The organism is Nocardia sp. NRRL WC-3656 (assembly GCF_000720265.1).
Lineage (GTDB): Bacteria > Actinomycetota > Actinomycetes > Mycobacteriales > Mycobacteriaceae > Nocardia > Nocardia nova.
In genome coordinates, this window is record NZ_JOJF01000002.1 from 196,878 (window position 1) to 215,735 (window position 18,858).

The window sequence follows — 18,858 nt, forward strand, 5'->3', positions numbered from 1 at the left end:
TTCCGATAGGCATCCCGAAGCTCAGGAAAGGACGAATCGTGCGGAGCCGGATACGCAGTTGTACCGCTGTCTTGTTCGGAGCTCTCATCGCCGTCGCGGGCGGAATGGTTTCCGCGCCGCATGCCTGGACGCAGCCTCCGGCGCAGGCCGCCGCCGATGATGATTTCTACCTTCCGCCGGCACCCCTGCCCCCCGGTCCTCCGGGAGCCATCGTGCGAGCTCAGCCCGCATCGCTGATGTTCTCGGCGCCGGGACAACCCGGCGTCGTCCCGGCGATCTCGACACGCATGATGTATCTCAGCAACGACACGCACGACGCGCCGACCGCGGTGACGGGAACGTATCTGCAGCCGATGCTGCCGTGGACCGGTCCCGGTGACCGCCCATTGGTCGCGTACGCGGTCGGCACGCAGGGACAGGGCGACCAGTGCGCGCCCTCGAAATTGCTCCCGCAGCTCGTCCGATACCAGCCGCCGTTCGACGTCATCGCCGAATACGATGTATTGGCGCTGTATTCGCTGCTGTCGCGCGGTATGGCCGTCGTGGTCACCGATTACCACGGACTGGGCACACCCGAAATGCACGACTTCCTGAATCGGAAAGCGCAATCCTATGCGGTACTCGATTCGGCGCGGGCCGCGGAGCAGTTGCCGAACAACGGCCTGGGGCCGCAGCCGCCGGTCATCGTGTACGGCTACTCCCAGGGCGGTATGGCCTCGGCCGGTGCGGCCGAACTGCAACCGAGCTATGCGCCCGAGCTGAATATGCGCGGCGCCTACATCGGCGGGCCGGTGGTCGATCCCGAATACTTCATCGGCTTCAACGAGGGCCAGCCGAGCCTTTCCGGGGCGGTCGGATTCACACTCAACGGCATCGCGGCGGACTATCCCGAGACGCGCCCGGAACTCGACGCCGAACTCAACGATGCCGGCAAGGCGCTGCTGAGCGACGCCGCGAATAAATGTGCCATCGCGGTATCGATCGACAATCCGCAGCGGCAGACGGCCCAGTTCACTTCCAGCGGACAGCCACTCACCACGGTGATCGATCGGTCCCCGGCGTTGAGCCAGGCCTTCGCCGATCAGCGCATCGGTGGCGGCACGCCGTCGGCGCCGGTGCTCATCGCCTCGGCGAAGAACGACGAGGGCGCGCCGTACGCGCCCATCCGAGATGTGGCCGCCGCGTGGTGCAGTCGCGGCGTCCCGGTGCAGATCGACGCGAACTCCCAGCTTCCGCCGATTTCCGGTGTCGTCGGCACCCACGATCTCGCCTTCTTCCCGTCCTTGGCGGCCTCGCAGATGTGGCTGACCGATCGGCTCGCGGCGGCACCCGCGGCGAGCAATTGCGCCGCGTTGCCGTAGCGGCCGCCGTGCCCGGAGGGGCCGCAGACGCCCACCCGGGCCACCGATGTTCGATCGCTCGACGCTCGATGTATATCCGCCGAAGACGCAGGGAAGGATCGATCGTGAGGGGCTTGATCCGCAGATGGAACGCAGTGCTGTTCGGCTCGCTCGTCGTCATCGCAGGCGCGGCGATATCGGCGCCACCCGCGTCGCCGCAACCGGCTACGCAGGTCGCCGCCGATGATTTCTACGTACCGCCGCCGCCACCGCCGATGCCGCCGGGCGCGATCCTTCGTGCCCAACCCGCGGCGCTGGTGATGTCGGCACCCGGCCAGCCGGGTGTCGTACCGGCGGCGTCGACGCGAATGATGTATCTCAGCAGCGATACTCACGATGCCCCGACCGCGGTGGTGGCGACGTATCTGCAGCCGATGGTGCCGTGGACCGGCCCGGGCGAACGTCCGCTGGTCGCCTACGGGGTCGGCTCTCAGGGCCAGGGCGATCAGTGCGCGCCGTCGAAGGTGCTGCCGCAGTTGGCCCAGTTCCGGCCGCCGTACGACGTCATCGCCGAATACGACGTCATCGCGCTGGTCTCGCTGCTCGCCCGCGGTATGGCCGTGGTGCTGACCGATTATCACGGACTGGGCACGCCCGATGTGCACGACTTCCTCAACCGGAAAGCCCAGGCGTATGCCGTACTCGATTCCGCGCGTGCCGCATTGCAGCTGCCGGGCACCGGACTGAATCCGCATTCGCCGGTCATCCTGTTCGGCTACTCCCAGGGCGGTATGGCCTCGGCCGGGGCCGCCGAACTGCAATCGAGCTACGCGCCCGAATTGAACGTGCGTGGGGCCTATATCGGCGGCCCGATCGTCGACCCCGAGAATTTCATCGGCTACAACTACGGCCAGCCCGGTGTCGGATCCGCCGCGCCGTTCACCCTCAACGGTATCGCCGCCGACTATCCCGAAACGCGGCCGATCCTCGATGCCGAAATCAACGACGCCGGTAAAGGGTTGATGCGCGACGCGCTGGACAAGTGCGCCATCGCCGCGTCAGTCGACATTCAAATACGGCGAATAACGCAAATCACCAATAGCGGAGAACCTCTCACCGCTGTCATCGACCGGTCGCCGGCGCTGAAAGCGGCATTCGACGAGCAGCGCATCGGAACCATCGCGCCCACGATGCCCGTGCTCATCGCCTCGGCCGTGAACGACGAAGGCACACCGTATCCACCGGTTCGCGCCGTGGCCGCCGGTTGGTGCGCCGGCGGCACTCCGGTTCAGCTGGACGCGAATCCGCAGCTGCCCGCCATCACCGGCATCGTGGGCACCCACGACCTGGCCTATTTCCCGTCGCTGGCGACGGCGCATTCGTGGATGACCGATCGGCTGGCCGGTCTGCCCGCGCCGAGTAATTGCGGCGCTCTGCCGTAGCGAGCTGCGCCCACAACCCGACAGACGCCGCCCGCCGATCGGGGTGGGCGGCGTCGCGTCGTCTCGTGGCGGAAAAACCCGGAAATCGCTGTCATACCTTGGTGATTTCGGGGTATCTGCACGTCGGTAGGTCTTTTTCGGCGATCTCTGGACAGCCTGGCACGAACGGCTACGCTGAATATCTCAGGCCTACGCCGCATCACGCGGCCGCATTCTCCATCTGGTGTCACTCCTGGATAGCGAGAAGTACATGGCGATCTTCGAAAACACCCATGCCCGCGACCCCAAGCGCTACCTCTGGATGCTGGGGTTGATAGCACCGGCCTGTGCCCTGCTCCCCGGACCGCTGGTGGTAGTCACCGGCTCACCGGTGTTCTGGTGGATCGGGCCGATCATCGTCTTCGTGGTCATCCCCCTGCTGGACTGGGCGATTGGCAACGACGGCAGTAATCCGCACGACGAGGACTACGAAGCGCTCTCCAACGACCGCTACTACCGTTGGTGCACTTACCTGTTCTTGCCGATGCAATTCCTCGGCCTGTGCATCGCGGGCTATCTGTGGGTGGACACGGGGCTGTCGTTCGTCGACAAACTCGGCCTCACCATCACACTCGGGGTGGTGTCCGGCATCGGGATCAACGCCGCGCACGAACTCGGCCACCGGTCCGAGCATCTGGAACGGTGGCTGTCGAAGATCGCCCTGGCGCAGTCCGCGTACGGGCACTTCTTCGTCGAGCACAACCGCGGCCATCACGCCCGCGTCGCGACCCCGGAGGACCCGGCCAGCGCCCGCTTCGGCGAGTCCCTGTGGGTGTTTCTGCCGCGCAGCATGTTCGGCGGGCTCCGCTCGGCCTTCCGGCTCGAACGGGATCGGCTGGCACGCAGGGGCAAGCGGTGGTTCACCTACGAGAATCATCTGCTGCAGGCCTGGTCGATGAGCGTCGTGCTGTTCGGCGCCATGATCCTGTACTTCGGTCCGCGGGTGATCCCATGGCTGGCCCTGCAGGCGTTGATCGGCGCCGGTCTGCTCGAGACGGTGAACTACGTCGAGCACTACGGCCTGCTGCGCGCGCGCCGCGCCGACGGCACATTCGGGCGCTGCTCGCCGCGCGACAGCTGGAACAGCGACAGTCTGGTCACCAACATCTTCCTGTTCCATCTGCAGCGCCACAGCGACCACCACGCGAATCCGGGACGCCGCTACCAGACCTTGCGCAGCGTCGAGCAGGCGCCACAGCTTCCGATGGGCTATGCCGGGATGGTCCTGCTGGCCGCGGTGCCGCCGCTGTGGCGCGCCGTGATCGATCCTCGCGTGCTGGCCCACTACGGCGGTGACCTCGGCCTGGTCAACGTCAAAACGCGGCGCAAGCAGCCGATCGAGGGGACCGGCGAGCGCTCGCGCTGAGTTATTCGGCGATTCGCCGTGCCGTGCCACAGCGCGGATTTGCGGCCTGGTCGAGGGATTGGCCGTGCCGAGCACCGTTCAGCGGTTACTCTCGATGATCGAGACGTTCTCGTGCGAACGTTGTCGGATAGGCCCACGCAAACCTCGAGCCGGATCGGGTGTCGCCGGTGATCAGGGAGGAGCCGTTCGCGATGGTGATGTTCGAGTCGACGAAACGATCTACCGTGCCTACCGCGGCGCCGCATCACCCCCGAGGGGGTGATGCGCGATGACCGGGCCCTCACCTCTCAACGGCGGCGAACCCGCCCTGCTGAACGGTTCGGTGACGCTGGTCGAGGGCAGCACCTTCTGCCTGTCCGACCGGGTCGGCGATGTGGAATCGGGAACCTCGCAGGGCCTGTTCTATCGCGACGCCCGGGTGGTGTCGCGCTGGGAGCTGCGGGTGGACGGGCAGCGGCTGGAACCGCTGTCGGTGCTCAGCCCCGAGGCATTCACCGCGCGTTTCATTCTGCGGCGGCCGCCGCGGTCCGGGGCCGCCGATTCCAGTCTGCTGGTGGTGCGCGAACGACTCGTCGCCGACGGGATGAGAGAAACGGTCATCCTGGAGAATCTCGGCCGCGAACCCACGGCCGTGGTGCTCGAGCTGCGCGCCGACGCCGACTTCGTGGATCTGTTCGCCGTCAAAGAGGGCCGGGCCGGGCACGGACGCGCCGAAATACTGGTCACCGACAACGAACTGCTGCTCAACGACCGCTCCGATCGCGCACGCGGCCTGGCGGTGTCCTCCTCGGAACTTCCGACCGTGCTGCCCGGCTCGCTGACCTGGCGCATCGTCGTGCCCGCCACCGGGCGCTGGCAGACCGAGATACTCGCGCAGCCGACCGTGGCCAATCAGCGGGTGCATGTCGCCCTGCGCCCCGGCGAGCACTATCGCAGCAGCGAACCGGGCCGCAAGATGGCCGCCTGGCGTGACACCGCCACCAAACTCACCACCGGTGATCCGCAGCTCACCGCCATTCTGCAGCGCACCGAAAGCGATCTGGGCGCACTGCAGATTCGCGAGGAACGCCGGCATCGCACCTTCGTCGCGGCCGGCGCACCGTGGTTCATGACGTTGTTCGGCCGCGACTCGCTGCTCACCGCGTGGATGGCGCTGCCGCTGGACTCCTCGCTCGCACTCGGCACCATGCAGCAGCTGGCCGAAATGCAGGGCCAGCAGGTCGACGCGCTGACCGAGGAGGAGCCGGGCCGGATCATGCACGAGATCCGCCGCGGCCCGGCGGGCGGACTGGCCCTGGGCGGGGAGGTGTACTACGGAACCGTCGACGCCACACCACTTTTCGTGATGCTGCTGGCCGAGACCCGGCGCTGGGGTGCGTCGCCGGAGGCGGTGCAGACGCTGCTGCCGGCGGCGGACGCGGCCCTCGACTGGATGTCGCACTTCGGCGATCGCGACGGTGACGGCTTCGTCGAATATCAGCGCGCGACCGACCGCGGCCTGATCAACCAGGGCTGGAAGGACAGCTTCGACGGCATCAACGACGCGGCCGGACATCTCGCCCAGGCGCCGATCGCGCTGTGTGAGGTGCAGAGCTACGTCTACGCGGCGATCCTGGCCCGGGCCGAACTGGCCGAGGAATTCGGGCAGTCGGACAAGGCCGAGAAGCTGCGCGAACATGCCGCCGAATTGCGCACGAAATTCGCCGAAGCCTTCTGGATTCCCGAAAAGGGCTGGTATGCGGTCGCTTTGGACGGTAACAAGCGCCGCGTCGATGCGCTCACCAGCAATGTCGGGCATTGCCTGTGGTCGGGCATCGTGACCGACGACCACGCCGAACAACTTGTGCACCATCTGGCGACCGCGGAGATGGACTCCGGATTCGGTTTGCGCACACTGTCTTCCGGGATGGGCGCGTTCAATCCGATGAGCTATCACAACGGTTCGGTCTGGCCGCACGACACCGCCATCGCGGTCGCCGGTCTGCTGCGTTACCGCCACATCCCGGGCGCGGTCGGGCTGGCCACCCGGTTGTCCAACGGATTACTCGACGCCGCAACCGCTTTCGGCGGCCGGCTGCCCGAGTTGTTCTGTGGTTTTCAGCGCTCCCGCTTCTCGGCGCCGGTGCCGTATCCGACCTCCTGTTCCCCGCAGGCCTGGGCCAGCGCCGCGCCGCTGTTGCTGGTCCGTTCGTTCTTGGGGCTCGAACCCGACGTGCCGCACCGCACGGTGACCGTCCTGCCGCACGTCCCCGCGCGCTGGGGCAGGGTAGAGCTCACCGATCTGCGCCTCGGCGGAACGGCGGTGGATCTGGCGGTGGACGGTGAGCAGGTGACCGCCGCCAACCTGCCCGAGGATTGGCGGCTGATCACCCACTGACCTCACAGACTTACGCGCTGGTCCTCGGGCAGGAAGAGCTTGTCCGAGGGCTGGACGCCGAAGGTCGCGTAGAACTCCGGCAGATTGCGCACCACCTGGTTGCAACGGAATTCGCCGGGGGAGTGCGGATCCGTGGCAACCTGCTGTTCGAGCGACTGCTGGGTCTGCTTCTCCCGCCAATTGCGGCCCCAGGACTGGAACATCGGGGTGTAGTCGGGCGTGTTGCGGCCGTTCTTGGCTTCCTCGATGCGGAAGGCGGCCAGCGCGATCATCAGCCCGCGCAGGTCGGCGAGGTTCTCGCCGACGGTCAGCTGGCCGTTGACGTGATCGCTGGGCGGCAGTCCCTCGGGCACCAGGGCGTTGTACTGATCGATCAGCTGCTTCGTCTTGGCCTCGAAGGCGGCCCGGTCCTCCGGGGTCCACCAGTCCTCGCGATTGCCGTCGCCGTTGTACTTCGAGCCCTGGTCGTCGAAGCCGTGCCCGATCTCGTGGCCGATGGTCGCGCCGATAGCACCGTAGTTCACCGCCGGTTCGGCGTCGGTGTCGAAGAACGGGGCCTGCAGAATCGCGGCCGGGAAGTTGATGGAATTGGAGGTTGCCTCGTAGTAGGCGTTGACGGTCTGCGGCGACATACCCCATTCGGCCTTGTCCACCGGCGTCCCCAGCTTGTCCATCGAACGCTTCGCCTCGAAAGCCTCGATGGCGAGCAGGGATTCGACCAGCCGGCCGCGGGTGACCTTCAGCTTCGAATAGTCCACCCACTTGTCGGGGTAGCCGATCTTGACCGTGATCTTGTCCAGTTTCGCGATCGCGGCCTCGCGGGTCCGCGGCGACATCCACGACGAGTTGCGGAAGTTGTCGCGGTAGGCGGCCAGCAGATTGTCGACCAGCTCCTTGGCGCGCGTCTTCGCCTGCGGCGGAAAGTATTTCGCCGCGTACAACTTGCCCAGCTGCTCACCGAGATTGGCGTCGACCACCGCGACCGCCGACTTCCACAGCTCCGGGCGCTGCTCGATCCCGCTGGTGGCCTTCAGGAAATCGAAATTCGCGTCCGACAGGTCCTTGTTCATGTACTTGGCGTATTTGCGCAGCAGGCTGAGCTTCAGCCATTCCCGCCAGGTGTTGATATCCACCTCGGTCCACAGCTGCCCGGCCGCGGTGACGAACGACGGTTCGCCGACGACCATCTTCCCGAACAGCTCCTTGGGCCGGTCGGTGCTGCCGGCCAGCCACGGCTCCCAGTCGAAACCCGGTGCCAGCGTGGTCATCTCGTTCCACGCCAGGAGGTTGTAGGTGGCATCGGAGTCGCGGGTGCGCACGTTGTCCCAGTAACCGGCGGCGATGCGCTTCTCGAGATCCAGTGTGCGTTCGGCGGCGCCGTCCGGATCGGGCAGGCCGGCGCCGGTCGCCAGTTTGTGCAGCAGCGTCTGGTACGCCGAAAGATATTGCGCGAATTCGGGTTTCCGGTAGTACTGCTCGCTCATTCCGAGACCGGACTGGCCCACGGACGGAATGTAGGCATTCGAATTCTTGCGGTCGATACTCACACCGAGCCCGATCAGGCCGCCCAGCGGCAGCGCGCCCATGACCTTCGCGAGATCGGCCTTGGTCTGCGCCCCGTCGATCCGCGCGAACAGCGGTTGCAGCGGGGTGGTGCCGAGCTTCTCGAGTGTGTCGAGATCCATCCGCGCGTCGTAGAGGTCGCGGATCTGCTGGCCCTCCGATCCGTCCTTCGGATCGTGGATTCCGTCGATGACCTCGCGCAGCTGCCCTTCGACCCGATCGGACACCTCGGCGAAGGTGCCGTAGGAGACCTTGTCCGGCGGCAGCTGGTAGGTGCGCAGCCAGGCGCCGTTGATATTGCGGTACAGATCGTCCTGCGGCCGCACCGCGGGATCGACGCCCGACAGATCGGGGCCGGTGAGGGGTTTCGGCTTCGCGTCGTCGCTGTTGCACGCCACCAGGGCGGTGGCCACCGGCACCGCGCCGAGGGCGATCAGGAACGAGCGGCGACCCAGGCGGACCTGGCGACCGGACGATGTCACAGAAAATCCTCTCCCCGACTCATCGTGCACCTGCGCGACGACCGTCACGGCGGCTCCACGCGGAGGCCGGGCCGGTTGCGTCCGTGAGAGGCTAACCGAACCTGCTGAGACTCGGCTGAGTTCGGCCGCCACCCGTGGGGTGGCCGTGCCGGACCCCGTTCGACCCTGATTTGGGCGCGACCTGCGGCTTCGCTACACTTGTCGGGTTGCCTGCGGGTATTGTGCCCGCACTTCGGCCGCGAACCCACAGTGGTTGATCCTTCCGATCATGCAAAACCGCTGGCAGGCGCTGCCCCGCTGAGCTTGCGGGAGCGGGCCGTCAAGGTCCGTCGAAGGGCAACTGACCATGCCCGTCGGGTCGGTAATCCGGCGTGCATTACGTCCAGGTCTAGGAGGAGCTGAAGTGATTCAGCAGGAGTCGCGACTGCGCGTCGCCGACAACACGGGTGCCAAGGAGATTCTGTGCATCCGCGTGCTCGGCGGGTCGTCGCGTCGCTATGCCGGTATCGGCGACGTCATCGTCGCCACCGTCAAGGACGCCATCCCCGGCGGCAACGTCAAGAAGGGTGACGTCGTCAAGGCGGTCGTCGTGCGCACCGTCAAGGAGCGTCGTCGTCCGGACGGCTCGTACATCAAGTTCGACGAGAACGCCGCGGTGCTGATCAAGGCGGACAACGATCCGCGTGGCACCCGCATCTTCGGCCCCGTCGGCCGCGAGCTGCGTGACAAGCGGTTCATGAAGATCGTTTCGCTGGCCCCGGAGGTGCTCTGACATGAAGGTGCACAAGGGCGACACCGTGATCGTCGTCTCGGGTAAGGACAAGGGCGCCAAGGGCAAGGTCATCCAGGCCTACCCGGCGACCGACAAGGTCCTGGTCGAGGGCGTGAACCGGATCAAGAAGCACGTCGCGAACTCCGCGAACCAGCGCGGCGCCAGCTCCGGCGGCATCGTGACCCAGGAGGCGCCCATCCACGTGTCCAACGTGATGGTTGTCGACTCCGACGGCAAGCCGACCCGGGTGGGTTACCGCACCGACGAGACCGGCAAGCGGGTGCGCATCTCCCGTCGCAACGGGAAGGACATCTGAGCATGACCACGTCTGAAAAGATTCAGCCCCGCCTGAAGCTGCGCTACCGCGCGGAGATCAAGGACGCGCTGAACAACGAGTTCAACTACGCCAACGTGATGCAGATCCCGGGCGTGGTGAAGGTCGTCGTCAACATGGGTGTCGGTGACGCCGCCCGCGACGCCAAGCTGATCAACGGCGCCGTCAACGACCTGGCCCTGATCACCGGTCAGAAGCCGGAGATCCGCAAGGCCCGCAAGTCCATCGCGCAGTTCAAGCTGCGTGAGGGTATGCCGATCGGTGCGCGCGTCACGCTGCGCGGCGACCGCATGTGGGAGTTCCTGGACCGCCTGGTGTCCATCGCGCTGCCCCGTATCCGCGACTTCCGCGGCCTGTCGCCGAAGCAGTTCGACGGCAACGGCAACTACACGTTCGGCCTGAGCGAGCAGTCGATGTTCCACGAGATCGACGTGGACTCCATCGACCGTCCGCGCGGTATGGACATCACGGTCGTCACTACCGCGACCAACGATGAGGAGGGCCGCGCCCTGCTCAAGCACCTCGGCTTCCCGTTCAAGGAGAACTGAGCACATGGCTAAGAAAGCTCTCGTCAACAAGGCCGCCGCGAAGCCGAAGTTCGCCGTGCGTGGCTACACCCGCTGCCAGCGCTGCGGCCGCCCCCGCGCGGTCTACCGCAAGTTCGGCCTGTGCCGCGTCTGCGTCCGTGAGATGGCGCACCGCGGCGAGCTGCCGGGCGTGCACAAGAGCTCCTGGTGAGCCGGCGCTGCTGACGCAGCGCCCGCGCTGAGCGCGACAATCGAATCGAGAAAGGGTACGGACTCATCCGAGTCCGTACCCTTTCTTGCGTTGGAGGACTTCGTCTTCGCACACGAGAGTCTGGCAGACATTGAACATGAACGCTCCTTATTTAAGGTTATGGGCTAACCTTAAATAAGGAGGTGCAATGGCCAAGGTTGTTCGGCAACACTGGACCGGCAATCTCGATGCCGGCTTGTCTCGCCGAGATCGCAGCTCAGGTAGTTATGAGGCGTATGTGCCCGATCGTTTGGTCGGCCGGTCCATTGTGCTCGAAAGTGACACCGCCGCTGATGTTGTCGACGCGGAAGTCGCTGTCCGCCGCCTCGATTCCGAGGCCAGCGCACTCGTCGAAACGGAGGTGTTGTCGCGGCTGCTACTGAGAGCGGAGGCCATCGCGTCGTCCCGGATCGAAGGATTGGAGATCGGGGCTCGTCGACTGTTGCGAGCCGACGCGGCCCGGCAATTGGAGGGTGCTTCCGGTGATGTGACGGCTGTCGAAGTGCTGGCCAATATCGATGCCATGGCGGTGGCGGCCGATGCTGTCGAACCCGGTGAGCCGATTACCCAGGACATACTTCTGAAGGTTCATCGCCGTCTGTTCGCTGGAACCACTCTCGCATCGCACGGCGGGCAGTTGCGCGTGATGCAGAACTGGATCGGTGGCAGCTCATTCAATCCCTGTTCGGCGGTGTTCGTTCCCCCGCCGCCCGAATACGTCCCTGGATTGATCGAGGATCTGATCGACTTCTGCAATACAGATGATCTGCCGGCTGTCGCGCAGGCCGCGATCGCGCACGCTCAGTTCGAAACGATCCACCCGTTCATCGATGGAAACGGAAGAACCGGCCGAGCATTGATCCACCTGATCCTGCGTCGCCGCGGGGTCGCAGAGCAGGTGGTCGCCCCGGTGTCATTGGTGCTTGCCACCTGGAGCGACAGTTACGTCGACGGGCTGACGAAATTCCGGTATATCGGTTCCCCTGAGTCGGCGCAGGCTGTATCGGGTCTGAACATCTGGGTCGCGCGTTTTGCGGCGGCCTGTTCCCGGGCGGCCGCGGATGCCACGCTTTTCGAGGCGTCGGCCGCTGACCTCCAGCAGTCGTGGCGCGCGCGAGTGGCTCCCGTGCGAGCGAACTCCGCGTTGGATTTGCTCCTCGGCAGATTGATCGGGATGCCGATCCTCACGACCACCACTGCGGCATCGCTGATCGGACGGAGTTTTCCCGCCACGAACGCCGCCATCGAGCGCCTCGTCGCCGCAGGCATCCTACGGCAGGTGACCGTGGGCCGCCGTAATCGCGCCTTCGAAGCACCCGAGGCGATCACTGCATTCACTGCTCTCGAACGGAGGCTGGCGAGTCCACAAGGCGACACCCGGGTTTCGGATCCGTCGCGACCGGTGCCGCGCCGGACGCAACGTCGCTGATATCGGCTTCGGTGTCGAAACCGTTGTCCAGGAGAGCTTTTCAATGTTGTGAGATCTGTCTGCCTGTTGCTGTTGAGGAGAGTGGGGCCGAAAGTCCCGGTTTATCAATGCCGTTCGCGTCCTTCTCACTGCTGGCAACGAATCGCCGACGCAGTTCATATCGCACGGCTACCTTGTCCACCGCTCGGCTGTCGATGGAATGGGGAAGTGCGTGACGGAATTCGATGAACTCGTGCAGTTGCTGGGCGCTCCGGCGCCGCGGCGCGCGGCCGGCGATTGGGCGGAGGTCGAGAAGTATGTGGGCGCCGCGTTGCCCAGTGACTTCAAGGCTTTTCTCGATGCCTACGGCAGCGGGGTGATTTCCGGAGAGCTTGCCGTCTTTCATCCGCAGGGACCGAGTCCGCTGCTGGAGCGCATGCAGCTCATCCACGAAACGTTCGGCGAATTGCGAGAAGACGATCCCGACGACGTGCCGTATCCGATTCACCCCGAGCCGGGGGGTCTCATTTCCTGGGGCTACGACCACAGCGGCGACGAACATTTCTTCCTGCCCTGTGATCCGGACCCGGAGCGTTGGAAGGTCGTGACGATGGTGCACGAGGTCGGCACCGAGGTCTTCGACGGACCGTTCACCGGATTCGTGCTTCGCTTCGTCGACCGGCTGCGTAATCCCGAACCCCGGGACGTCGCCGGTCCCGACGAGTTGACGTTCTTGGAGCCGGAGGATGTGGCGGAGTTGATCGCCGACAGGGCGATTCAGCCGAGCTTCGCACCGTTCTGACCCGAGCCGAAGCGCGGCGGAGTGCGGCGCGCTGTGACGAAGTCGGTGGTGGTCACCCCGATTTTGCCCGCTCATACCGCTCGCCTACACTAGACCGGTTGCTCGGGCACCCTCGTGCCCATATGCGTGCGCGTTGCTCCGGGTGACAGCATTCCAATCCGGTCGGCAACGGTGTCGGCCGGACCAGCCGAAATTGTCGTAGGCCCACGACCGCCCCGCGTGACGGTGCTGTATGGGAACCGCGGCGAGAAAGGTAACGGTCAACACATGACCATGACTGATCCGATCGCAGACTTTCTGACCCGTCTGCGCAACGCCAACTCGGCGTACCACGATCAGGTGAAGGCTCCGCACTCGAAGCTCAAGGCGAACATCGCCGAGATCCTCAAGCGCGAGGGCTACATCGCCGACTACCGCACCGAGGATGCGCCCGTCGGCCAGACCCTGATCGTCGACCTGAAGTACGGCCAGAGCCGGGAACGCAGCCTGCAGGGTGTGCGCCGCGTCTCGAAGCCGGGTCTGCGGGTGTACGCGAAATCCACCAACCTGCCCAAGGTGCTGGGCGGTCTGGGCGTGGCAATTATCTCCACGTCGAAGGGCCTGCTCACCGACCGTCAGGCCAAGCAGCAGGGTGTGGGCGGGGAAGTCCTCGCCTACGTCTGGTAAGGGAGGTAGGAACAATGTCGCGTATCGGTAAGAAGCCGATCTCGGTTCCCGCCGGCGTCGAGGTGACAATCGACGGCCAGCAGGTGTCGGTGAAGGGTCCGAAGGGCACCCTCTCGCACACCGTCGCCGAGCCGATCACCGTCACCAAGGCCGAGAACGGTGAGCTGGAGGTGGGCCGTCCGGACGACGAGCGCCGCAACCGCTCGCTGCACGGCCTGAGCCGCACCCTGATCAACAACATGATCGTCGGCGTGACCCAGGGCTACGAGAAGAAGATGGAAATCTTCGGCGTCGGTTACCGCGTGCAGCAGAAGGGTTCGAACCTCGAGTTCGCCCTCGGCTACAGCCACCCGGTTCCGATCGAGGCCCCCGAGGGCATCACCTTCCAGGTCGAGGCCCCCACCAAGTTCTCGGTGTCCGGCATCGACAAGCAGAAGGTCGGCCAGATCGCCGCAGTGATCCACGGCCTGCGCAAGCCCGACCCGTACAAGGGCAAGGGCATCCGCTACGCCGGTGAGGTCGTTCGCCGCAAGGTCGGAAAGACGGGTAAGTAAGCCATGGCACAAACTGAAGCTCAGAAAGCCGCCCGCCAGCCGGTCGGCAAGGATGCGTCGACTCGTCGCCGGGTGTCGAAGACCCGTCGGCACTTCCGTCTGCGCAAGAAGGTCCTCGGCACCGCCGAGCGTCCGCGTCTGGTCGTGTTCCGCTCCTCGCGGCATCTGCACGCCCAGGTGATCGACGACTCCGTCGGTAAGACCGTCGCCTCCGCGTCCTCGATCGAGGCCGATGTGCGCGCGCTCGACGGTGACAAGTCGGCGAAGGGCAAGAAGGTCGGCGAGCTGCTGGCCGCCCGCGCGAAGGCCGCCGGTGTGGAGGCCGTGGTGTTCGACCGCGGTGGCCACGACTACCACGGCCGCATCGCCGCTCTGGCCGATGCCGCTCGTGAAGGTGGGTTGAAGTTCTGATGCAGATTCAGCTCATGGACCGAATGACCCTGAACGGAAGGAACGTCTGATGCCGGGACGTCAGCGGCGTGACGGCGGCAGCGGACCCGCCGGACAGAACAGCAACGAGCGCGATCAGCGCGGCGGTGGCCGCGACCGTCGCGGCGGCGGTGACCGTCGCGACAATGCCGCCGAGAAGAACCAGCTCGAGCGCGTCGTCGCGATCAACCGCGTCTCCAAGGTCGTGAAGGGTGGTCGTCGCTTCAGCTTCACCGCCCTGGTGATCGTGGGCGACGGCAACGGCCTGGTCGGTGTCGGATACGGCAAGGCCAAGGAAGTTCCCGCGGCCATCCAGAAGGGTGTCGAGGAAGCTCGCAAGGGCTTCTTCCGCGTCCCGATGATCGGCAGCACCATCACGCACCCGGTGCAGGGTGAGGCTGCCGCCGGTGTCGTCATGCTGCGTCCGGCCTCGCCCGGTACCGGTGTGATCGCCGGTGGTGCGGCGCGTGCCGTGCTGGAGTGCGCCGGTATCCACGACATCCTGGCCAAGTCGCTCGGTAGCGACAACGCCATCAACGTCGTGCACGCGACCGTCGCTGCCCTGAAGATGCTGCAGCGTCCGGAGGAGGTGGCCGCTCGTCGCGGTCTGCCGATCGAGGACGTTGCCCCGGCGGGCATGCTGCGTGCGCGTGCCGGACAGGGAGTCTGACATGGCACAGCTCAAGGTGACCCAGATCAAGTCCACGATCGGCGCCAAGAAGAATCAGCGGGAGTCGCTTCGCACCCTCGGCCTGCGCGGTATCCGCCAGACCGTGGTCCGCGAGGACAACGCCCAGAACCGCGGGCTGATCAACGTCGTGCGCCACCTCGTTTCCGTTGAGGAGGAAACCGCATGACCCCCATCAAGCTCCACCACCTGCGGCCAGCCCCGGGCGCCAAGACCGAGAAGATCCGTGTGGGTCGCGGTGAAGGCTCCAAGGGTAAGACCGCCGGTCGCGGTACCAAGGGTACGAAGGCTCGCAAGAACGTGCCGGCCCGTTTCGAGGGCGGCCAGATGCCGATCCACATGCGCCTGCCGAAGCTGAAGGGGTTCACCAACCCGTTCCGCGTCGAGTACCAGGTCGTGAACGTCGGCGATATCGCGCGGCTGTTCCCGCAGGGCGGCACCATCGGCAAGGACGAGCTCGTCGCTGCCGGTGCTGTGCGCAAGAACCAGTTGGTGAAGGTGCTCGGCGAGGGTGAAATCGGTGTGGCCGTTCAGGTCAGCGCCGACAAGTTCTCCGGCTCCGCCAAGGAGAAGATCACCGCCGCCGGTGGTACCGCCACCGAACTGGGCTGACAGTTACTGGTAATACAGTCGGGGCGCCGGACGGGTGAGAGCCCGTCCGGCGTCGCTGTTAGAGTTCAAGTGTTGTCTGCCAACCAGTCTGCCCCGTCGTCGTGGCACAGGACCGGCCCTGCCCTGTAGGGCACCGGTATGTGCCGAGGTGACGGAAGTGGGCGTGACCCCCGTGTCGTCAGCCAGGAGGATCTGTGCTTTCCGCCTTCGTGTCGGCCTTCCGGACCCCGGACTTGCGGCGGAAGATTCTCTTCACGCTGGGCCTGATCGCGCTGTACCGCGTCGGCGCCTCGCTACCGTCGCCCGGCGTCGACTACAAGGCGATCCGCCATTGCATCGACGTCGTCTCCGGCGGTGAAAATGCCGGCATCTACCAGCTGATCAATCTGTTCTCCGGTGGTGCGCTGCTGCAGCTGTCGGTGTTCGCGATCGGGATCATGCCCTACATCACCGCGAGCATCATCATCCAGCTGCTGACGGTGGTCATTCCGCGGTTCGAGGAACTGCGAAAAGAAGGCCAGTCCGGCCAGAACAAGATGACGCAATACACGCGTTATCTGTCGATCGCGTTGGCGATTCTGCAGGCCACCGGTCTGGTGGCGCTCGCCTCGCGCGGCCAGCTGCTGCGCGGCTGCCCCGACGAGATCCTGGCCGACACCAGCATCTTCGGCATGATCATCATCGTGCTGGTGATGACCGCCGGCGCGGCGCTGGTGATGTGGTTCGGCGAGCAGATCACCGAGCGCGGTATCGGCAACGGTATGTCGCTGCTGATCTTCGCCGGTATCGCCGCCCGCATCCCGAGCGAGGGCAAGCAGATCCTCGACAGCAAGGGCGGCCTGATCTTCGGGCTGGTGTGTGTCGCCGCCTTCGTGGTGATCGTCGGCGTGATCTTCGTCGAACAGGGCCAGCGCCGAATACCGGTGCAGTACGCCAAGCGCGTGGTCGGCCGCAAGATGTACGGCGGGTCGTCGACCTATCTACCGCTGAAGGTCAACCAGGCCGGTGTGATCCCGGTGATCTTCGCGTCCTCGCTGCTGTATCTGCCGAATCTGGTCGCCCAGCTGACCCAGTCCTCCAACTCCGACAGCTGGTGGCAGAAGATCATCCAGAAGTATCTGGTGAACCCGGGTAACCCGGTGTACGTCCTGATCTACTTCGCGTTGATCGTGTTCTTCACCTACTTCTACGTCGCGATCACCTTCAACCCGGAGGAACGCGCGGACGAGATGAAGAAGTTCGGTGGCTTCATTCCCGGTTACCGTCCGGGTAAGCCGACCGCCGACTATCTGAACTATGTACTGAGCCGAATCACCCTCCCCGGTTCGATCTACCTCGGTGCTGTTGCCGTATTGCCCAACCTGCTGTTGCACATCGGTGCCGGCGGTGGCGGTTCGAACTTCCTGCCGTTCGGAGGCACGTCGGTGCTGATCGTCGTGAGCGTCGGCCTCGATACGGTCAAACAGATCGAGAGCCAACTGATGAACAGAAATTACGAAGGGTTCCTCAAGTGAGACTCGTACTGCTCGGACCGCCGGGTGCTGGTAAAGGGACACAGGCCGAACTGCTGTCGGACAAGCTGGGTGTTCCGCACATCTCCACGGGGAATTTGTTCCGTGCGAACATCTCCCAGCAGACCCCGCTGGGCCGCGAGGCGCAGAAGTACCTCGACGCCGGCAACCTGGTGCCCAGTGATGTGACCAACCGCATGGTGGAGTCCCGCATCGCCGAGCCCGACGCCGTCAACGGATTCGTGCTCGACGGCTACCCGCGCACCGTCGACCAGGCCGAGGCCCTGGAGAAGATGCTCAAGGAGTCCGGTCACGCGCTGGACGCCGTGATCAGCTTCGAGGTGGCCACCGATGTGGTGGTCGAGCGGATGCGCGGCCGCGGCCGCGCCGACGACACCGAGGAAGTCATCCGCAACCGGATGCAGGTGTACCGCGACGAGACCGAACCGCTGCTGCAGCACTACGACGGCCTGGTCGTCTCGATCGACGGCGTGGGTGAGGTCGACGAGGTCAACGCCCGCGTGCTCCACGTTCTGGGTCGCTGAGGCGAATGGTTTTCGGCCTCAAGCAGAAGAAGGTGGTGCCGTTCCGCACCGCCGGTGAGCTCGATGCCATGGCCGCGGCCGGCGCGATCGTCGGCCGTGCGCTGGTTGCCGTGCGTACGGCCGCCAAGCCCGGGGTGTCGACCTGGGAATTGGACGAAGTCGCCGAGCAGACCATTCGCGAGGCGGGCGCCGTCCCGTCCTTCAAGGGCTATCACGGCTTCCCGGGATCGATCTGCTCGTCGGTGAACGACCGTGTGGTGCACGGGATTCCGTCGAAGGACGAGGTGCTCGCCGAGGGCGATCTGGTCTCCATCGACTGCGGCGCGATTCTCGAGGGCTGGCACGGCGATTCGGCGTGGACGTTCGGCATCGGTGAGGTCATCGAGGCCGATCGGCTGCTCAGCGAGGCCACCCGGCTGTCGATGGACGCCGGTATCGCGGCCATGCTGCCGGGCAATCGCCTGACCGACGTCTCGCACGCGATCGAGCTGGGGACGCGCGCCGCGGAGAAGGAGCACGGCCGCGCCTACGGCATCGTGGACGGGTACGGCGGACACGGCATCGGCCGCCAGATGCATATGGATCCGTTCCTCGCCAACGAGGGCGCGCCCGGACGTGGCCCGAAACTCGTGGTCGGTTCGGTGCTGGCGATCGAGCCGATGTTGACTCTCGGCACCACGGAAACGACTGTGCTGGACGATGATTGGACCGTCGTTACCACCGACGGCAGTCGCGCCGCGCACTGGGAGCACACGGTAGCGGTCACCGAGGACGGTCCGCGGATCCTGACCGTTCGACCCGAGTAATTCGTTTCGCGACGCACCCGTGGCCTCGTCGGCGCGGGTGCGTCGTGCTGTCTGCGGGCTGTTACGCCGTGCGTCCCGTCATGGTGGTGAGCGGAACCACGCCGGTCCAGCCGCACGGGCGGTCGCAACTGGCGACGACGGTGGGCGCCCCGGCGAAATCGGCGGAAGCCCGTGCGGGATAACCGCATTCGGGACATTTGCCGAAGTAGTCGAGAACCTCGTGCATTCCGGGGTTCATGGCGATACTGCGTTCGGTCACGGGCCCTCCTCACAGTCGGCGCACGGAGTCGAGACCGCACGTGGGGATGAATATCTGCTGGTCGAGAACCTAACTCTCGGGCCGGT

Annotated in this window: 21 protein-coding genes; 19 read left to right on the forward strand and 2 right to left on the reverse strand. The window is 65.5% G+C overall.

The window, feature by feature from the left end; translation table 11 throughout:
- Nucleotides 1-212 precede the first annotated feature (212 nt).
- From IG65_RS0103715 to IG65_RS0103730, 4 genes are all read left to right on the forward strand, one after another.
- A complete protein-coding gene (locus IG65_RS0103715) occupies nt 213-1,361 on the forward strand; it encodes a lipase family protein (RefSeq protein WP_231509042.1) in 1,149 nt (382 codons plus the stop codon).
- 104 nt (nt 1,362-1,465) lie between these two features.
- Nucleotides 1,466-2,782, forward strand: a complete 1,317-nt coding sequence (locus IG65_RS0103720) for a lipase family protein (RefSeq protein WP_195073098.1) — start codon at nt 1,466-1,468, stop codon at nt 2,780-2,782.
- A gap of 301 nt (nt 2,783-3,083) precedes the next feature.
- The gene (locus IG65_RS0103725) at nt 3,084-4,187 is read left to right on the forward strand and encodes an alkane 1-monooxygenase (RefSeq protein ID WP_081879268.1); all 1,104 of its coding nucleotides are present in this window, start codon (nt 3,084-3,086) and stop codon (nt 4,185-4,187) included.
- Nucleotides 4,188-4,455: 268 nt separating this feature from the next.
- Complete coding sequence (locus IG65_RS0103730) at nt 4,456-6,564, forward strand: glycogen debranching N-terminal domain-containing protein (protein WP_030513393.1); 2,109 nt, start codon at nt 4,456-4,458, stop codon at nt 6,562-6,564.
- A 2-nt stretch (nt 6,565-6,566) separates the two neighbouring features.
- On the opposite strand, the gene IG65_RS0103735 is transcribed toward IG65_RS0103730, so the two are convergent.
- On the reverse strand, nt 6,567-8,609 hold the full coding sequence (locus tag IG65_RS0103735; RefSeq protein ID WP_051755291.1) for a M13 family metallopeptidase: 2,043 nt from the start codon (nt 8,607-8,609) through the stop codon (nt 6,567-6,569).
- Nucleotides 8,610-9,012: 403 nt separating this feature from the next.
- On the opposite strand from IG65_RS0103735, the gene rplN reads away from it, so the two are divergent.
- The 15 genes from rplN (at nt 9,013) to map (ending at nt 18,513) form a co-directional block, all read left to right on the forward strand.
- Nucleotides 9,013-9,381, forward strand: a complete 369-nt coding sequence (gene rplN, locus IG65_RS0103740; protein WP_030513395.1) for a 50S ribosomal protein L14 — start codon at nt 9,013-9,015, stop codon at nt 9,379-9,381.
- A 1-nt stretch (nt 9,382) separates the two neighbouring features.
- The gene (rplX, locus tag IG65_RS0103745; RefSeq protein WP_030513396.1) at nt 9,383-9,697 is read left to right on the forward strand and encodes a 50S ribosomal protein L24; all 315 of its coding nucleotides are present in this window, start codon (nt 9,383-9,385) and stop codon (nt 9,695-9,697) included.
- A 2-nt stretch (nt 9,698-9,699) separates the two neighbouring features.
- Nucleotides 9,700-10,263 carry a 50S ribosomal protein L5 gene (rplE, locus tag IG65_RS0103750; RefSeq protein WP_030513397.1) on the forward strand — a complete coding sequence of 188 codons (564 nt, stop codon included), beginning with the start codon at nt 9,700-9,702 and terminating at the stop codon, nt 10,261-10,263.
- Nucleotides 10,264-10,267: 4 nt separating this feature from the next.
- The gene (locus tag IG65_RS0103755) at nt 10,268-10,453 is read left to right on the forward strand and encodes a type Z 30S ribosomal protein S14 (protein ID WP_025347225.1); all 186 of its coding nucleotides are present in this window, start codon (nt 10,268-10,270) and stop codon (nt 10,451-10,453) included.
- A gap of 187 nt (nt 10,454-10,640) precedes the next feature.
- Nucleotides 10,641-11,921, forward strand: a complete 1,281-nt coding sequence (locus IG65_RS0103760) for a Fic family protein (protein ID WP_030513398.1) — start codon at nt 10,641-10,643, stop codon at nt 11,919-11,921.
- A gap of 211 nt (nt 11,922-12,132) precedes the next feature.
- Nucleotides 12,133-12,702 (forward strand): SMI1/KNR4 family protein, encoded by a 570-nt coding sequence (locus tag IG65_RS0103765; RefSeq protein WP_030513399.1) that lies wholly within the window; start codon nt 12,133-12,135, stop codon nt 12,700-12,702.
- 267 nt (nt 12,703-12,969) lie between these two features.
- Nucleotides 12,970-13,368 carry a 30S ribosomal protein S8 gene (gene rpsH / locus IG65_RS0103770; protein ID WP_030513400.1) on the forward strand — a complete coding sequence of 133 codons (399 nt, stop codon included), beginning with the start codon at nt 12,970-12,972 and terminating at the stop codon, nt 13,366-13,368.
- A 14-nt stretch (nt 13,369-13,382) separates the two neighbouring features.
- The gene (gene rplF / locus IG65_RS0103775; protein ID WP_030513401.1) at nt 13,383-13,922 is read left to right on the forward strand and encodes a 50S ribosomal protein L6; all 540 of its coding nucleotides are present in this window, start codon (nt 13,383-13,385) and stop codon (nt 13,920-13,922) included.
- 3 nt (nt 13,923-13,925) lie between these two features.
- Complete coding sequence (gene rplR / locus IG65_RS0103780; RefSeq protein ID WP_030513402.1) at nt 13,926-14,333, forward strand: 50S ribosomal protein L18; 408 nt, start codon at nt 13,926-13,928, stop codon at nt 14,331-14,333.
- Between the two features lie 49 nt (nt 14,334-14,382).
- Nucleotides 14,383-15,021 carry a 30S ribosomal protein S5 gene (rpsE, locus tag IG65_RS0103785; protein WP_030513403.1) on the forward strand — a complete coding sequence of 213 codons (639 nt, stop codon included), beginning with the start codon at nt 14,383-14,385 and terminating at the stop codon, nt 15,019-15,021.
- A gap of 1 nt (nt 15,022) precedes the next feature.
- Nucleotides 15,023-15,208: a 50S ribosomal protein L30 gene (gene rpmD / locus IG65_RS0103790; protein WP_030513404.1), complete on the forward strand. Its 186-nt coding sequence runs from the start codon at nt 15,023-15,025 to the stop codon at nt 15,206-15,208.
- Nucleotides 15,205-15,651 carry a 50S ribosomal protein L15 gene (gene rplO / locus IG65_RS0103795; RefSeq protein WP_030513405.1) on the forward strand — a complete coding sequence of 149 codons (447 nt, stop codon included), beginning with the start codon at nt 15,205-15,207 and terminating at the stop codon, nt 15,649-15,651. The genes rpmD and rplO overlap by 4 nt, the downstream gene beginning before the upstream one ends.
- A 194-nt stretch (nt 15,652-15,845) precedes the next feature.
- Nucleotides 15,846-17,165 carry a preprotein translocase subunit SecY gene (secY, locus tag IG65_RS0103800; RefSeq protein WP_030513406.1) on the forward strand — a complete coding sequence of 440 codons (1,320 nt, stop codon included), beginning with the start codon at nt 15,846-15,848 and terminating at the stop codon, nt 17,163-17,165.
- Nucleotides 17,162-17,707 carry an adenylate kinase gene (locus IG65_RS0103805; protein ID WP_030513407.1) on the forward strand — a complete coding sequence of 182 codons (546 nt, stop codon included), beginning with the start codon at nt 17,162-17,164 and terminating at the stop codon, nt 17,705-17,707. The genes secY and IG65_RS0103805 overlap by 4 nt, the downstream gene beginning before the upstream one ends.
- A gap of 5 nt (nt 17,708-17,712) precedes the next feature.
- Entirely contained in the window at nt 17,713-18,513 is an 801-nt protein-coding gene (map, locus tag IG65_RS0103810) for a type I methionyl aminopeptidase (RefSeq protein ID WP_030513408.1), read from the forward strand.
- Between the two features lie 61 nt (nt 18,514-18,574).
- Here the strand turns inward: map and IG65_RS0103815 are convergent, their stop codons facing one another.
- Nucleotides 18,575-18,772, reverse strand: coding sequence for a hypothetical protein (locus IG65_RS0103815; protein ID WP_030513409.1), 198 nt, complete (start codon nt 18,770-18,772; stop codon nt 18,575-18,577).
- Nucleotides 18,773-18,858 lie beyond the last annotated feature (86 nt).

Excerpts from the sequence above, each read along its gene's own strand:
- IG65_RS0103725 (WP_081879268.1), top strand. The coding sequence starts at position 3,084 with ATGCTGGGGTTGATAGCACCGGCCTGTGCCCTGCTCCCCGGACCGCTG.
- IG65_RS0103730 (WP_030513393.1), top strand. The coding sequence starts at position 4,456 with ATGACCGGGCCCTCACCTCTCAACGGCGGCGAACCCGCCCTGCTGAAC.
- rplX (WP_030513396.1), top strand. The coding sequence starts at position 9,383 with ATGAAGGTGCACAAGGGCGACACCGTGATCGTCGTCTCGGGTAAGGAC.
- rplE (WP_030513397.1), top strand. The coding sequence starts at position 9,700 with ATGACCACGTCTGAAAAGATTCAGCCCCGCCTGAAGCTGCGCTACCGC.
- IG65_RS0103755 (WP_025347225.1), top strand. The coding sequence starts at position 10,268 with ATGGCTAAGAAAGCTCTCGTCAACAAGGCCGCCGCGAAGCCGAAGTTC.
- IG65_RS0103760 (WP_030513398.1), top strand. The coding sequence starts at position 10,641 with ATGGCCAAGGTTGTTCGGCAACACTGGACCGGCAATCTCGATGCCGGC.
- rpsH (WP_030513400.1), top strand. The coding sequence starts at position 12,970 with ATGACCATGACTGATCCGATCGCAGACTTTCTGACCCGTCTGCGCAAC.
- rplF (WP_030513401.1), top strand. The coding sequence starts at position 13,383 with ATGTCGCGTATCGGTAAGAAGCCGATCTCGGTTCCCGCCGGCGTCGAG.
- rplR (WP_030513402.1), top strand. The coding sequence starts at position 13,926 with ATGGCACAAACTGAAGCTCAGAAAGCCGCCCGCCAGCCGGTCGGCAAG.
- rpsE (WP_030513403.1), top strand. The coding sequence starts at position 14,383 with ATGCCGGGACGTCAGCGGCGTGACGGCGGCAGCGGACCCGCCGGACAG.
- rpmD (WP_030513404.1), top strand. The coding sequence starts at position 15,023 with ATGGCACAGCTCAAGGTGACCCAGATCAAGTCCACGATCGGCGCCAAG.
- rplO (WP_030513405.1), top strand. The coding sequence starts at position 15,205 with ATGACCCCCATCAAGCTCCACCACCTGCGGCCAGCCCCGGGCGCCAAG.
- map (WP_030513408.1), top strand. The coding sequence starts at position 17,713 with ATGGTTTTCGGCCTCAAGCAGAAGAAGGTGGTGCCGTTCCGCACCGCC.